The organism is Bradyrhizobium sp. 2TAF36 (assembly GCF_052114925.1).
GTDB classification, from domain to species: Bacteria; Pseudomonadota; Alphaproteobacteria; order Rhizobiales; family Xanthobacteraceae; genus Bradyrhizobium; species Bradyrhizobium barranii.
In genome coordinates, this window is the sequence record NZ_JBFRFR010000054.1 from 36,592 (window position 1) to 51,447 (window position 14,856).

Below are 14,856 nucleotides of genomic sequence, written 5' to 3' on the forward strand. Positions count from 1 at the left end.
AAGACGCGCTCCCGTTCCCCTCCTGCCAAACAAGTTGGACCAAATGCTTCGAGGAATGCGCAAGGCCTCATCAAACTGGCTCGGCAAGTCCATTATGGCCGTGGTGATGGGCGTGTTGATCATCAGTTTCGGCGTTTGGGGCATCGCCGATATCTTCAAAGGCTTCGGGCAGTCGACGGTGGCCAAGGTCGGCAGCACCGAGATTTCGTTGAACGAGTTCCGGCAGACCTATACCGACCGGCTGCAACAGATCAGCCGCCAGTTCGGCCGCCCGCTGACGCCTGACCAGGCGCGTGCCTTCGGCCTCGACCGCCAGGTGCTTCAGCAGACGATCGCGGAAGCCGCCCTCGACGAAGAAGCCCGCCGGCTCGGGCTCGGCCAGTCCGACGAACAGATCCGCCAGGTCATCATGAACGACCCCAACTTCAAGGGCGTCGGCGGCAGCTTCGATCCGAACCGCTTCCAGGCCGTGATCCGCAATTTCGGCTATACCGAGCAGCGCTACGTCTCCGAGCAGCGCAAGGTGTCACTGCGCCGGCAGATCACCGGCACGATCGGTGCCGGCCTCGAACCGCCGAAGGCCATGATCGACGTACTGACGCGCTTCCAGAACGAGCAGCGAGCGATCGAATTCGTCAGGCTCGACGCCGCGCAGGCTGGCACCATCGACGCTCCCTCGCCCGAAGCCCTCGCCGCCTATTTCGAGGATCACAAGGTCCAGTTCCGCGCGCCCGAATATCGCAAGATTTCCTTCGTCGTGGTCTCGCCGGAAGAGATCGGCAAATGGAGCGAGGTCTCCGACGAGGACGCCAAGAAGGTGTTCGACCAGCGCAAGGACCGGCTCGGCACGCCGGAGAAGCGCCAGATCCATCAGATCGTATTCCCCAACGTCGCCGAGGCGCAGGCCGCACGCGAGCGCCTCGCCGGCGGAATGTCGTTCGAGGACCTCGGCAAGGAGCGCGGGCTGAGCAGCTCCGATGTCGACCTCGGGCTCGTGACCAAATCGTCGCTCGACCCCGCGGTCGGCGATGCCGCCTTCGCGCTTCCCGCGGGCGAGATCAGCCAGCCGATCCAGGGCCGTCTCGGCACGTCCATCGTCAAGGTCGACAAGATCGAGCCGGGCAGTGAAGCGAACTACGCCAGCCTTGTCGGCGACATCAAGCGCGAGATCGCCACCGAGCGCGCCCGCGTCAAGGTCAACGATCTCCGCGACAAGATGGAAGACGAGCGCGGCGGCGGCGCCAGCGTGATCGATGCGGCGCAGAAGCTCGGCCTCACGGCCGTGACCATCGACGCCGTCGACCGCTCCGGCCGTACCCCGAACGGCCAGCCCGTCACCAGCATCCCGCAGGGCCTCGACGTGGTGTCGCAGGCCTTCAACACCGATGTCGGCGTCGACAACGACGCGATCTCGTTCAAGGGCGGCTATGTCTGGTACGACGTGCTCGCCATCACGCCCTCGCGCGACCGCAATCTCGACGAGGTCCGCGACCAGGTCGAGGCGCGCTGGCGCCAGGACCAGATCGCCGCCAAGCTGAAGACCAAGGCGACCGAGATGGTGCAGAAGCTCGAACAGGGCGGCAAGCTCGCTGACGAGGCCGCCGCGATCAACGCCAAGGTCGAGACCGCCTCCGGCTTCAAGCGCGACGACTCGCCCGCCGGCGTGCCCGCCAACGTCGTTGCGGCCGCCTTCCGCACCGCCAAGGACGGGGTCGGACAGACCGCCGTGAGCGGCGGCAGCGAGGTAATCGTCTTCCGCGTCACCGACATCGTCGAACCCGCGGTCGACGCCGCGTCCGACGCGGTGAAGAAGCTGAAGGACAGCCTCGACCGCGCGCTGACCGACGAGCAGGTCGCCTCCTACGTCAACAAGCTTGAAACCGACATCGGGACCACCATTAATCAGGCCGCCTTCGCGCAGGTGACCGGCGCGAACCAGTGAGTTGAAAGCACGCGATGGACGACCTGAAATCGATCATTGGAAAAGTGGCGACCGGCGCCAGCCTGTCGCGTGACGAAGCGGCTTCCGCCTTCGACGCCATGATGTCCGGCGAGGCCACGCCCTCGCAGATGGGTGGCCTGCTGATGGCGCTGCGGGTGCGCGGCGAGACCGTGGACGAAATCACCGGCGCGGTCTCGGCGATGCGCTCCAAGATGCTCACGGTCGACGCGCCCGCGGACGCCGTCGACATTGTCGGCACCGGTGGTGACGGCTCCGGCTCGGTCAACGTCTCGACCTGCGCATCCTTCATCGTCTCGGGCACCGGCCTGCCGGTGGCCAAGCACGGCAACCGTGCGCTGTCGTCGCGCTCGGGCGCCGCCGACGTGCTGGCGTCGCTCGGCGTGAAGATCGACCTCAGGCCCGAGCAGGTCGGCCGCTGTGTGCGCGAATGCGGCATCGGCTTCATGTTCGCCCCTGCCCACCATCCGGCGATGAAGAACGTCGGCCCGACCCGGGTCGAGCTTGCGACACGCACGATCTTCAATCTGCTCGGCCCCTTGTCGAACCCGGCCGGCGTCAAGCGCCAGATGGTCGGCGTGTTCTCGCGGCAATGGGTGCAGCCGCTTGCGCAGGTGCTGAAAAACCTCGGCTCGGAATCCGCCTGGGTGGTGCATGGCTCCGACGGTCTCGACGAGATCACCCTCACCGGCCCGACCTTCGTCTCCGCGCTCCACAATGGCGAGATCCGGAATTTCGAGGTGACGCCGGAGGACGCCGGCCTGCCGCGCTGCGATCCCGGTGCGCTCAGGGGCGGCGACGCCGACGCCAATGCGATCGCCTTGCAAAGCGTGCTCGACGGCAAGCCGAGCCCCTATCGTGACGTCGCGCTGATCAACGCCGCCGCCGCGCTGGTCGTGGCCGGCCGCGCCAAGGACCTCAAGGAGGGCGTTGCGATCGGCGCGAAGTCGCTCGACAGCGGCGCGGCGAGCGCGCGGCTGAAGCATCTGATCGCGGTCTCGAACGGCTGAGCCTGACATGTCGGACATCCTGACCAAGATCGAAGCCTACAAGCGCGAAGAGATCGCAGCCGCCAAGCGCGCGCAGCCGCTCTCGGAAGTCGAGGCCAAGGCCAAGGCGCAGGGAGCCCCACGCGGCTTCGTCCGCGCGATCAAGGCCAAGCACGCCAATGGCGACTACGCGCTGATTGCCGAGGTCAAGAAGGCCTCGCCGTCGAAGGGGCTGATCCGTGCCGATTTCGATCCGCCGCTGCTCGCCAAGGCCTATGAGGCCGGCGGTGCGGCCTGTCTGTCGGTCCTGACCGACACACCCTCGTTCCAGGGCCATCTCGACTTCATGGTGGCGGCGCGCGCGGCGACGTCGCTCCCGGTGCTGCGCAAGGATTTCATGTTCGACACCTATCAGGTGATTGAGGCGCGCGCGCACGGCGCCGACTGCATCCTGATCATCATGGCCGCGCTCGACGATGCCACAGCCAAAGATCTCGAGGACGCCGCCCTCACCTACGGCATGGACGTACTGATCGAAATCCACGACCGCGCCGAGCTCGACCGCGCGCTGAAGCTGCGTTCGCCGATGATCGGCGTCAACAACCGCAATTTGCGCACCTTTGAGACCACGCTCGCGACCAGCGAGACGCTGGCGCCGCTGATCCCTGCGGAACGGCTGATGGTGGGCGAGAGTGGCATCTTCACGCCCGCCGATCTCGCCCGGCTTGAGCGCGTCGGCATGTCGACCTTCCTGGTCGGCGAGAGCCTGATGCGCCAGGCCGACGTGACCGCCGCCACGCGCACGCTGCTCGCGCGCGAGAACGCGCCGCGCGCGACGGGTACGCGCTGACATGGCGCGCAAGCCCGCCAAGGCCAGGCAATCCAAAGCGAAAGCCGGCCCTGCCCTCACCCATATTGGCGCCTCCGGCGAGGCGCGGATGGTGGACGTGTCGGACAAGCCCGCGACCGAGCGGCTCGCGGTCGCCGAAGGCCACGTCATCATGACCAAGGCGACCCTTGATCTCATCGTCTCGGGCAACGCCAAGAAAGGCGACGTGCTCGGCACCGCGCGCATCGCCGGCATCATGGCCGCCAAACGCACCTCGGAGCTGATCCCGCTGTGTCATCCCCTCGCGCTGTCGAAGGTCACGGTCGACATCGAGCCCGACCCGAAACTGCCAGGCTGCCTCGTCCGCGCCAGCGTGAAGGTGACGGGCCCGACCGGCGTCGAGATGGAGGCGCTCACGGCGGTGTCGGTCGCCTGCCTCACCATCTACGACATGATCAAGGCGGTCGAACGCGGCGTGCGCATCGAGGGCATCCATCTGGTCGAGAAGCTCGGCGGCAAGTCGGGCCACTACCGCGCCTGAGCGCCGCGTGATCTATTTCGCCTCGCGCTGCCGCTCGCGATAGGCGCGCGTCTTCATCCGGTTGCCGCACAGCGTCGACATGCACCACCGCCGCGTCGATGGTTTCGAGCGGTCGAAGAACACCCGGCGGCATTCTTCCGACGCACACATCTTCAGCCGGTCCAGCGTTCCCACAAGCGTCGCGTCATGGAGCTCGATCGCGATGGCCGACAGGCCTGCGAGCGCATCCTCGCGCGCTGCCGACAGCATCGCGCCACGGCCTGCGCGCGCCTCCACCCGCAACGGAAGCGGCGCGAGCGCCTCGTTGAGCGTGCCGAGAACGCTCCTGTTCCGGGACCGCTCGGCGGGCTCGCATTGCAGATAGGCGCGCAAGGCGCCGCGCAGTCGTAGCGCGGTCTCAAACATCGCGGGCGTGACACGCCCGCCCTCGGCGCCAAGGCCGCGTTCCCGCATCCAGTCCGCAAGTTCCTTCGGCCCGCCGAGCTCATCGCTCTCCGGGTGCTCCACGCCGAAATGCATGAAGTGGCGAACATCGAGCGTGTTGGCGAAATCGTAGACGTTCGCCAGCGTGTCGGGAACCTGGAATTTGCGCGACTCTTTCGACATCGGAACACCAAAGATTGGAACACCAGTAAAACAGATTTACTGGTTGACAGCAAGCGACACCTGTATCCTAATTATACTGGTGTCGAATCCTTCGGGATCGAGCGCCCATTGCGATCACCAGAACGGAGACCCCGAGCCGATGGCCGATGCCCTGCACTATCTCGAACTCACCGCGCTCGCAGCGCGCCTCAGGGCGCGCGACATCTCCGCGCTGGACGTGACGCGCGCGCAACTCGACCGTATCGACGCCATGGACCGGGATCTCGGCAGCTACGTTCATGTGATGGCGGAAACCGCCATCGCAGAGGCAAAAGCCGCGGACGCCGAAATCGCACAGGGCCGGTATCGCGGACCGCTGCATGGCGTGCCGATTGCGCTCAAGGACCTGTTCTGGACCAAGGGCATTCCGACGGCGGCCGGCACCATGCTTCATCGCGACTTTCGTCCCCACGAAGACGCAACCGTCGTGCGCCGGCTCAAGGACGCAGGCGCCGTGATACTCGGCAAGCTGCAACTCACCGAGGGCGCCTATTCCGATCACCATCCATTGGTGACGCCGCCGAAGAATCCGTGGAATGCGAGTTACTGGCCGGGCATTTCGTCCAGTGGCTCGGCGGTCRCAACCGCTGCCGGGCTTTGCTTCGGCTCGCTCGGCTCCGACACCGGCGGTTCGATCCGCTGGCCCTGCGCCGCCAACGGGCTGACCGGATTGAAGCCGAGCTGGGGTCGCGTCAGCCGACACGGCGCCTTCGAGCTGGCCGCGACGCTCGACCATGTCGGACCGATCGGCCGCAGCGCGGCCGATGCGGGCGCGCTGCTCGGCGTCATTGCCGGACACGACCCCAACGACCCCACCTCGGTGTTCAATCCGGTGCCCGACTATCTGGCCGCGGCCGCACAGGACGTGCGGGGCTTGCGGATCGGCGTCGATGCCGCCTGGAACAGCGACGACGTGGACGTTACGACACAGCACGTGCTGGCAGACGCCATCGACGCGTTCCGCGCGCTAGGCGCCGACATCGTCGATGTCAGATTTCCTGACGTAGTGCAGGCGATTGCCGACTGGACACCGAATTGTGCGGTGGAGGCTGCGGTCGCGCACGAGACGACCTATCCTGCCCGCAAGAACGAGTACGGCCCGATGCTCGCCTCGCTGATCGAGGCCGGCCGCGCGCTGTCCGCTCTCGATTATCAGAAGATCCTGCTGCGGCGGCTGGCGCTGCGCGGCCGCGTCACCGCGCTGTTCGAGACCATTGACCTGCTGCTGATCCCGGTACACCCGTTCCCGCCGGTGACGCTCGCCATGATCCAGACGCTCGGCGAGCAGCCGGATCTGATCGCGAAGCTGCAGCGCTACACCTGTCCGTTCGACATGACCGGTCATCCCACGATCACGCTACCGGGTGGTGCATCGGCAGACGGACTGCCGATCGCGTTCCAGCTCGTCGCCGCTCATCTCGGCGAGGCCATGCTCGTGCGCGCCGGCGCGGCGTTCCAGCGTGCCACGTCCTGGCACCGTCGCCATCCTTCCCTCACCTCGCGGAGGCAGCATTGACCATTCAATCCACGCTCGCTCAGCGAGGCATTTTCCATGGCTGGTTCGTCGTCGCGGCGGCATTTGCCGTCATGTTTGTCGGCTTCGGCTCCGCCTACACGTTCAGCGCATTTCTGGAGCCGCTCCAGCGCGATTTCGGCGCCTCGCGCGGTTCAATCTCGCTCGTGTTTTCGATTGCGGGCTTTCTGTACTTCGCGCTCGGACTCGTCAGCGGTCCCCTCGCCGACCGGTTCGGCTCGCGTCCGCTGGCCATAGCCGGCATGATACTGATCGCGGTCGGACTTGCGGCCGCGAGCGCGGCACGTTCCCTTGTCGAGGTCTATCTCGCCTACGGGCTGGGCGTCGGCCTCGGCCTCGGCTGCGCCTATGTTCCCGCGATCGGCGCGGTGCAGCGCTGGTTCGTCAAGCGCCGCGGCTTCGCCTCCGGGCTCGCGGTGAGCGGCATCGGGCTCGGTACGCTGGCGATGCCGCCGCTCGCCTCATTGTTGATCGCATCGGTGGGCTGGCGCGGCGCCTATCTGGTGCTGGGCGCGATCGCGCTGGTGCTGGGCGGCGGAGCGTCGCTGCTGATCGAGAACGATCCGAAGCACCGCGGCCTCGGACCCGACGGTGATCCGCCTCGCGAGGCCGCGGGCGCAAGCAATGCCGGCGGCGCTTCGGTGCGCGAGGCCGTCCGGTCGACGCGGTTCATCGCCCTCTACGCATCGTGTCTGGTCTGCTCGTTCGGCGCCTTCGTCCCGTTCGTCCATCTCGTGCCTTACGCGCGCGACCACGGGGTCGCGGCGTCTTCTGCGGTGCTGCTGCTCGGCGTGATCGGGGCCGGCAGCACCGCTGGCCGCTTCTTTCTCGGCGCGCTCGCCGACCGGATGGGCCGCGATCGCTCGCTCATCATGGTCCTGGTCGGAATGGCGTTCGCGATGGCGATCTGGGCCATCGCCGCCGATGTCTGGACCCTCGCCGCTTTTGCCTTCGTCTACGGCGTGTTCTACGGCGGCTGGGTCGCGGTGCTGCCCGCGGTGGTCATGGACTATTTTGGCGGACGCAACGTCAGCGGAATCATCGGTATTCTCTACACCAGCGTGGCGTTCGGCACGCTGGTTGGTCCGAGTGCGGCCGGCTTCGCCTATGACGTCAACCACAGCTATACGTTGCCGATCCTGATCAGCGCCGCCGCGAACGTCGTCGCGGCGCTGATCGTGGCGGCGATACTGGCGCGCAGCGGAGCCCACGCGATCAGCGCAGCGAAGAGCTGATCGACCCGAATTTGGCGTTAAGCTTGGAGCCCATGCCGTTCACGACGGAAATGATGGCCAGCGCGATGCCGGCGGCAATCAGGCCGTATTCGATCGCGGTCGCACCACGCTCGTCGGCCAGGAAGTTCTTCAAGGTGTTTGTCATCGTTCGTGTCCTCTCTGTGTCGTCGGCAGGCATGTTCGCAAATCACGTGCCAATGCCGACTCGAGGATCGCCAACATCTTAGATGGTTAAGCCTTGGTTGACCGTGGCACGACCGGCAGGAATTGACCGGCATCGCGAGAGCTTGCGGCAATTCCTGCACGTCCTGCGTCGCGCGCATCGATTGCTTTTGTGCGCGGCCGTTCATGTCGCATTAACCGCGCTTCCTAACTTCGCCTCCATATCGTTTCCGTAAACCAATGGATGTTCTCGGGATCAAGAAGCGATCCTGACGTGTGCGCGGCAACGATCGACATGATGACGAAATACGGCAGTCGCCTCTTTGACCAGGTCTTCGTGCGCAGCGGACCGATCCGCTGGCTGGTCGTGGGCGGCACGTTGCTGATCGCGGCCATCGCCATTGGCTCGGTCCTGATGGCGCAGAATTTCCGAGAGCGCGCGCTGCGCAACAGCGGGCGCGAGCTGGAAAACACCGTCCTTCTGCTCGCTCATCATTTCGATCAGCAGTTGCAGGATTTCGCGGTCATCCAGAAGGATTTCGTCGACCACGTCCGCGCGACCGGCATCGCAAGCGCCGAGGACTATCGCAAGCGCCTCTCCGGCCAGGACGTCCACCGGATGCTGCGCTCGAAGATCGAGGCGCTGCCCTACATGGGCGGCGTCAACATCATCGATGCCGAAGGCAATCTCATCAACTCCTCGACGGCGTGGCCGGCCCCCAAAGTGAACGTCGCCGATCGCGCCTATTTTCGTACTTTCAAATACGATCCTTACTCGCCGAACGTGCTGATCGAGCCGGTGCACAGCCGCGTCTCCGGCGCCTGGACCATCCTGATCGTGCGCAAGATCGTGGGACCGAACGGCGAGTTCATGGGCGTGGTCGGACGCGGCATCGAACCGGCCAATTTCGAGAAGTTCTTCGCCTCCGTCGTGCTCGGCGAAGGCGCCACGATCTCGATGCTGCATCGCGACGGCACGCTGCTCGCTCGCTATCCCCATTCCAGCGAGCAGATGGGCAGGAATTTCAAGACCGGCCCGTTCGAGCAGCAGAGGATATTCGGGCTCGATCACTTCGCCGGCCGCATCATGAGCCCCGTCGACGGAGAAGACCGTCTGATCTCCTCGCGTGCCCTGCCCCACTTCCCAATCCTGATGATGGCCACCACGACGCGCGCGGCGGCGCTAACGGACTGGCGCGAGCAGATCGGCATCCTGATCTCGGTTGCGGGCGCCTCCGCGCTCGCCATCGCGGGCGTGCTGATCGCGATCGTGCGCAAGCTGCTGGAGCAGCACCGCGCCTCCCGCGAGCGGCTGACGCTGGAGAAGCAGCGCCTCGACCGCGCCGTCAACAACATGACGCAGGGCCTGCTGCTGTTCGATGCCGAGCGGCGGCTGGTGATCTGCAACCAGCGCTACATCGAGATGTACGGCCTGTCGGCCGAGGTGGTGAAGCCCGGCTCAAGCTTCCACGACATCATCGCCCACCGCAAGGCGACCGGCTCGTTCACTGGCGACATCGGCGACTATGTCGTCCGTGTGCTGCGCGACATCCATGTGCGTAACTCCATGGTGGTCGACACCTCCGACGGGCGCTCGATCCACATCCTCAACGAGCCGCTCGCGGACGGAGGCTGGGTGGCGACCCACGAAGACGTCACCGAGCGCCGGCGCATCGAAGAGCGCATCACCCACCTCGCCCATTACGACGCGCTGACCGACCTGCCCAACCGCACCATGTTCCACGAGCACCTGCGCGCGGAGCTCGCCGCCATCGCCGGTGGCGAAGAGATCGCGGTGCATTACATCGACATCGACGAGTTCAAGGGCGTCAACGACGCGCTCGGCCATCTCGTCGGCGACGAGCTGTTGAAATCGATCGCGACGAGCCTCAGCCGCTGCGAGGGTCCGCAGGACTTCGTGGCGCGGCTCGGCGGCGACGAATTCGCCATCGTACAGAGCGCGGTGACGTCGCTGGAGCAGGTCAACGAGCTCGTCGCGCGGGTCTTCCAGGCCATCCGCGCGCCGTTCGACTGCATGGGCCATCATCTCACCACGGACGCCAGTATCGGCATCGCGCTGGCGCCACGACACGGCACCGCGCTGGACCAGATCCTGAAGAACGCGGACATGGCGATGTATGCCGCCAAGGCCGCCGGACGCCGCACCTATCGCTTCTTCGAGCCGGAGATGGACGCCAAGGTCCAGGAGCGCCGGCAGCTCGAGATCGATCTGCGCCATGCCATCGCCCAAGGTGGGCTCGAAGGCGGGCTCGAGGTCTACTACCAGCCCTGTCTCGCCCTGAAGGACGACCGCATCACCGGCTGCGAGGCGCTGGTGCGCTGGCGCCATCCCGAGCGCGGCATGGTCTCGCCCGCCGAGTTCATCCCGATCGCCGAAGACACCGGCCTGATCAACGAGATCGGCGAATGGGTGCTGGCCACCGCCTGCCGCGATGCCGCCAACTGGCCCGACGACATCCGCCTCGCCGTCAACGTCTCGCCGGTGCAGTTCAAGAGCGGCACGCTGGCGCTGAAGATCATGGCGGCCCTTGCCGCCTCCAATTTGCCGGCGAGCCGGCTCGAGCTCGAGATCACCGAGGCCGTGCTGATCCGCGACGACGACACCGCGCTTGCGATCCTGCATCAGCTCCGCGCCATCGGCGTGCGGATCGCACTCGACGATTTCGGCACCGGCTACTCCTCGCTGAGCTATCTGCACCGCTTCCCGTTCGACAAGATCAAGATCGACCGCTGCTTCGTCAGCGACATCGCCGGTCCCGACGGCTCCGCCAGCATCGTGCAGGCCGTCGTTAACCTGGCTGCCGCCCGCCGCATGACCACAACGGCCGAGGGCGTCGAGACCGAGGAGCAGCAGCGCTTGCTCCGCGCGCTCGGCTGCTCCGAGATGCAGGGCTACCTGTTCAGTGCCGCAAAACCGGCCGGCAAGGTGCTGGAGCTGTTCGCGCTGCATCGCAGCCGCCTCGCCCAGCGCGGTGGCGAAGGAAGCCGGCGCCGCGAGGCCAGCTAGGGCGGTCTTCCCAACAATTGGAAGCGTCACCGCACGAATTCGCCCGGGAGCGGTCATCCGCTCCCGGGCGATATCTGAACGTCGTAAGGCTTAGTTCGGTACCGCCGCCTTCGGCGCAGGCTTGGCGGCGACCGCATTCGCGGTCACGCCGTGCAGGAAGTCGTAGGCCGCATGCAGGGCCTTGTCGTCCTTCTCTTCCGGCGGGACATAGGACTGCGATCCGGTCTGCTCGGTGCCGTCGGCGGCCTGCAGATGGCCGCGCATCTGGGACTCCGCCATGGTGTCCATCCGGCCCTTCAGCTCGGGCGGCACATCCTGGAGGATCTCGATGTCGGGCGCGATGCCCTGGGCCTGGATCGAGCGGCCCGACGGCGTGTAGTAGCGCGCCGTGGTCAGCGCCAGCGCGCCATTGCCGGCGCCGAGCGGAATGATGGTCTGCACCGAGCCCTTGCCGAACGAGCGCGTGCCGATGATCGTGGCACGCTTGTGGTCATGCAGCGCGCCTGCGACGATCTCCGAGGCCGAAGCCGAGCCGCCATTGACCAGAATCACCAGCGGCTTGCCTTTGGTGAGGTCGCCGCCATGCGCGGTGAAGCGCTGGGTCTCTTCGGGATTGCGGCCGCGGGTCGAGACGACCTCGCCACGCTGGAGGAACGCGCTCGACACCGACACGGCCTGGTCGAGCAAGCCGCCCGGATTGTTGCGCAGGTCCATCACGTAGCCGACCAGCTTCTCCGGCGGGACCTCCTTGGAGATCGACGCGATCGCCTTCTTCAGGCCGTCGGTGGTCTGCTCGTTGAACGAGGTGACGCGGATATAGCCGATGTCGCCGTTCTCGACGTGGAAGCGCACCGGACGCACATGGATGATCTCGCGCTTGATCGCGACGTCGAGCGGAGCGTCGGCGCCCTTGCGCACGATGGTGAGCTTGGTCTGGGTATCGACCGGCCCCTTCATCTTGTTGACGGCCTGCTCGAGCGTCATGCCCTGCACGGCATCGCCGTCGATCTTGCTGATGAGGTCGCCGGACATGATCCCGGCCTTGGACGCCGGCGTGTCGTCGATCGGCGAGACGACCTTGACCAGGCCGTCCTCCATCGTGACCTCGATGCCGAGCCCGCCGAACTCGCCGGAGGTGGTCTCCTGCATCTCGGTCCAGGCCTTGTCGTTCATGTAGCGTGAATGCGGATCGAGCGAGGTCACCATGCCGGTGATCGCGCCTTCGATCAGCTTGGAATTGTCGGGCTTCTCGACATAGCTCGCCTTCACCCGCTCGAACACTTCGCCGAACAGATTGAGACGGGAATAGGCATCATCCGCGCTCGCTGCCGCCCGTGCCGCCCATACTCCACCGTGCGGGCTGGCGACCAGAAGGGTTAGACACGCTCCCGTGAGTGCGCCCAGGGGGAACAGCAGGTTTTTCCGCATGGATAGGCTGGCCTTCTTGCTGGAGCTTTGCTTTGGGCTTGTGAGGCGCCATGCAAATGGCGATCCAGCCCGCTGTTCACAATACCATTCTGGTTTCTTCAAGGCCGGGACGCCACGCCGGCGGGTACATCGTAAAAATCCCTTCGCCCGGGCCTAAACTTTTGGCAACGTTCCGAGACCGTTTCGCGCAAGGCGGGAATCGGCCGGCCGGCCCACGCCTCTCAGCTATGCGATTTTAGGATGGTTTTGGAGGGCCGGACACGATAGGCGATGACAACAAGGCTTCAAATTCTCGGGAGGACAACAATGAACGACGCGCCCCGCATCCGGCCGGAAAGGAACGTCGAACTCGGCGCCAGCGCCGAGCCATTCCAGAACCTGCACGAATTCATCCGCAAGGCGCGCGCCAACCTCAACCAGAACGCCTGGGACTATATCGTCGGCGCCGCCGAGACCGAGACCACGATGCGCCGCAACCGCATGGCGCTGGACGAGATCGCCTTCCGGCCGCGCGTGCTGCGCGACGTCCGCGAGGTCGACGGCTCGGTCGAGCTGTTCGGGCGCAGGATGCGGCTGCCGGTGGTGCTGGCCCCTGTCGGCGCACTGGAGATCTTCGATCCGGATGGCGCGGCGAGCGTCGCCCGCGCCTGCGGCACCTTCGGCGCGGCGCACATGCTGAGCTCGGTGTCCGAGCCCGGCCTGGAGAAGACCGCCGAGGCCGCCCCTGACGCGCTGCGGCTCTATCAACTCTATGTGCGCGGCGACGACGATTTCGTCGCCGATGTCGTCAGCCGGAGCGAGAAGAACGCCTACGCCGCCTTCTGCCTGACCGTTGACACCGCCCATTACAGCCGTCGCGAACGTGACATTGCCAAGCGCTATGTTCGCGAGAGCCGCCTGCGCGCCACCGGCGGCGATTACCAGAAGGGCCTGGAGTGGCGGACCGTGAAGATGATCAAGGACAAGTTCAAGATCCCGCTCATCCTGAAGGGCATCGCCACCGCCGAGGACGCCCGGATCGCGGTCGACCACGGCGTCGAGTGGATCTACGTCTCCAACCATGGCGGCCGCCAGCTCGATCACGGCCGCGGCGCCATGCATGTGCTGCCCGAGATCGTCGACGCCGTGAAGGGACGCGCCAAGATCATGGTCGACGGTGGCTTCTGCCGCGGCACCGACATCGTCAAGGCGATCGCGGCGGGCGCGGACATGGTCGGCATCGGCCGGCTGCAATGCTGGGCATTGGCGGCGGCCGGCGAGGCCGGCGTGAGGCGAATGCTGGAGCTGCTCGAGGACGAGGTGCTGCGCTGCCTCGGCCTCTTGGGCGCCACCTCATTCGCCGAGGTCGACAAGTCCTGCCTGCACCAGGCGACTGCAACGAATGCGCCGAGCGTGTTCAGCGCGTTCCCGCTGTTCGACCATGACCCCTATCGATATTGAGTGAAAGGATGCAATGAGCTCGCTCTCTCCCGGCAGCGCGGACGCGCTGCTGTTCGATCTCGGGCGCGTCGTGCTCGACATCGATTTCTCCAAGGCGATCGCCTGCTGGGCGGGACATGCCGGCTGCAAGCCGGACGCCATCGTCGCGCGCTACGTGCGGGACAGCGAAGCCTACCGGCTGCACGAGGTCGGCAAGATCAGCGACGAGGCCTATTTTGACTCGCTGCGCGCCTCGCTCGGGATCGGCATTTCGGACGCGCAGTTCCTGGAGGGCTGGAACGCGATCTTCGCCGGCGAGATGCCCGACATCGCCGAGCTGCTGCCGCGTGCGGCGAAGCAGTTGCCGCTCTACGCCTTCTCCAACACCAACCGGCCGCATGTGGACCACTTCTCGAAGGAATATGCCGGCCTGCTCGGCCATTTCCGCGAGCTGTATCTGTCGTCCAGCATCGGCCTGCGCAAACCGGATGTGGAGGCCTTCGACCATGTCGTGGCCGCGATCGGCGTGCCGGCGAACCGTATCGTGTTCTTCGACGATCTTGCCGAGAACATCGAAGGAGCGCGGTCGCGCGGCCTGACCGCGGTCCACGTGACCTCGCCCCGCGACGTCGGGAATGCCCTCAAGGCGCTCGGAATCTGACCTCTGGCCGGCAAGCCGACGGGCCGCGAGTGGAACTATTTTGCCTGGGGGCGAGGAACCAAAACCCTTTGTGCATTTTTATACGGAGTTCCCGGAACGATTGCCCCTCTCGGGACTCATGAGTCCGTTGGGAATTCTACATCGGGCTTATCGTCGTGTTGGGCAAAACCTACCTTACCAAGCAAGCCTCTCTGCTGATGAAATTCGCCAGAACCACCTCGGATTCTGACCTCTCCGCAAAACTGATCAGCAAGGCCGCCGACCTGAAATCCCAGGCCGACCCGCTGCCTGACAAGGATCAGGGCCCCGCAGCGCCGGACGTCAGTCCGTACAAGCCGCCGGGGAGTTGACCGATGCTGGCCGTGGCTCTCGTCCTTCTCGTCCTCGCCATGGCCATCCTCGTACCGGTCTGTCTCGCCTTCTGG

Annotated in this window: 13 protein-coding genes; 10 read left to right on the plus strand and 3 right to left on the minus strand. The window is 65.8% G+C overall.

Annotated elements, in window-relative coordinates:
- Positions 1–43: 43 nt before the first annotated feature.
- The 4 genes from AB4Z51_RS28510 to moaC are packed head-to-tail and all read left to right on the plus strand — an operon-like array spanning position 44 to position 4,319.
- Positions 44–1,942 (plus strand): SurA N-terminal domain-containing protein, encoded by a 1,899-nt coding sequence (locus AB4Z51_RS28510; protein WP_135213787.1) that lies wholly within the window; start codon positions 44–46, stop codon positions 1,940–1,942.
- 14 nt (positions 1,943–1,956) lie between these two features.
- On the plus strand, positions 1,957–2,970 hold the full coding sequence (gene trpD, locus AB4Z51_RS28515; RefSeq protein ID WP_166341966.1) for an anthranilate phosphoribosyltransferase: 1,014 nt from the start codon (positions 1,957–1,959) through the stop codon (positions 2,968–2,970).
- Positions 2,971–2,977: 7 nt separating this feature from the next.
- On the plus strand, positions 2,978–3,799 hold the full coding sequence (trpC, locus tag AB4Z51_RS28520) for an indole-3-glycerol phosphate synthase TrpC (protein WP_135213789.1): 822 nt from the start codon (positions 2,978–2,980) through the stop codon (positions 3,797–3,799).
- Position 3,800: 1 nt separating this feature from the next.
- Positions 3,801–4,319: a cyclic pyranopterin monophosphate synthase MoaC gene (moaC, locus tag AB4Z51_RS28525; protein WP_135213790.1), complete on the plus strand. Its 519-nt coding sequence runs from the start codon at positions 3,801–3,803 to the stop codon at positions 4,317–4,319.
- A gap of 12 nt (positions 4,320–4,331) precedes the next feature.
- Here the strand turns inward: moaC and AB4Z51_RS28530 are convergent, their stop codons facing one another.
- Positions 4,332–4,925, minus strand: a complete 594-nt coding sequence (locus AB4Z51_RS28530; RefSeq protein ID WP_135213791.1) for a CGNR zinc finger domain-containing protein — start codon at positions 4,923–4,925, stop codon at positions 4,332–4,334.
- 139 nt (positions 4,926–5,064) lie between these two features.
- On the opposite strand from AB4Z51_RS28530, the gene AB4Z51_RS28535 reads away from it, so the two are divergent.
- Together AB4Z51_RS28535 and AB4Z51_RS28540 are read left to right on the plus strand one after the other, a co-directional pair.
- A complete protein-coding gene (locus AB4Z51_RS28535; protein ID WP_441498447.1) occupies positions 5,065–6,480 on the plus strand; it encodes an amidase in 1,416 nt (471 codons plus the stop codon).
- A complete protein-coding gene (locus AB4Z51_RS28540; RefSeq protein ID WP_135213793.1) occupies positions 6,477–7,733 on the plus strand; it encodes an MFS transporter in 1,257 nt (418 codons plus the stop codon). The genes AB4Z51_RS28535 and AB4Z51_RS28540 overlap by 4 nt, the downstream gene beginning before the upstream one ends.
- On the opposite strand, the gene AB4Z51_RS28545 is transcribed toward AB4Z51_RS28540, so the two are convergent.
- On the minus strand, positions 7,714–7,878 hold the full coding sequence (locus AB4Z51_RS28545; RefSeq protein WP_028149628.1) for a Flp family type IVb pilin: 165 nt from the start codon (positions 7,876–7,878) through the stop codon (positions 7,714–7,716). The genes AB4Z51_RS28540 and AB4Z51_RS28545 overlap by 20 nt on opposite strands.
- A gap of 312 nt (positions 7,879–8,190) precedes the next feature.
- Here AB4Z51_RS28545 and AB4Z51_RS28550 point away from each other — a divergent pair, with 312 nt between their 5' ends.
- On the plus strand, positions 8,191–10,923 hold the full coding sequence (locus AB4Z51_RS28550; protein ID WP_167767927.1) for a bifunctional diguanylate cyclase/phosphodiesterase: 2,733 nt from the start codon (positions 8,191–8,193) through the stop codon (positions 10,921–10,923).
- A 90-nt stretch (positions 10,924–11,013) separates the two neighbouring features.
- Here the strand turns inward: AB4Z51_RS28550 and AB4Z51_RS28555 are convergent, their stop codons facing one another.
- Complete coding sequence (locus AB4Z51_RS28555) at positions 11,014–12,351, minus strand: S41 family peptidase (RefSeq protein WP_028149630.1); 1,338 nt, start codon at positions 12,349–12,351, stop codon at positions 11,014–11,016.
- 306 nt (positions 12,352–12,657) lie between these two features.
- Here AB4Z51_RS28555 and AB4Z51_RS28560 point away from each other — a divergent pair, with 306 nt between their 5' ends.
- From AB4Z51_RS28560 to AB4Z51_RS28570, 3 genes are all read left to right on the plus strand, one after another.
- A complete protein-coding gene (locus AB4Z51_RS28560) occupies positions 12,658–13,791 on the plus strand; it encodes an alpha-hydroxy acid oxidase (RefSeq protein ID WP_135213795.1) in 1,134 nt (377 codons plus the stop codon).
- A 13-nt stretch (positions 13,792–13,804) separates the two neighbouring features.
- Positions 13,805–14,431, plus strand: coding sequence for an HAD family hydrolase (locus tag AB4Z51_RS28565; protein WP_135213796.1), 627 nt, complete (start codon positions 13,805–13,807; stop codon positions 14,429–14,431).
- Between the two features lie 197 nt (positions 14,432–14,628).
- Positions 14,629–14,781: a hypothetical protein gene (locus AB4Z51_RS28570; protein ID WP_244623050.1), complete on the plus strand. Its 153-nt coding sequence runs from the start codon at positions 14,629–14,631 to the stop codon at positions 14,779–14,781.
- Positions 14,782–14,856: the final 75 nt, after the last annotated feature.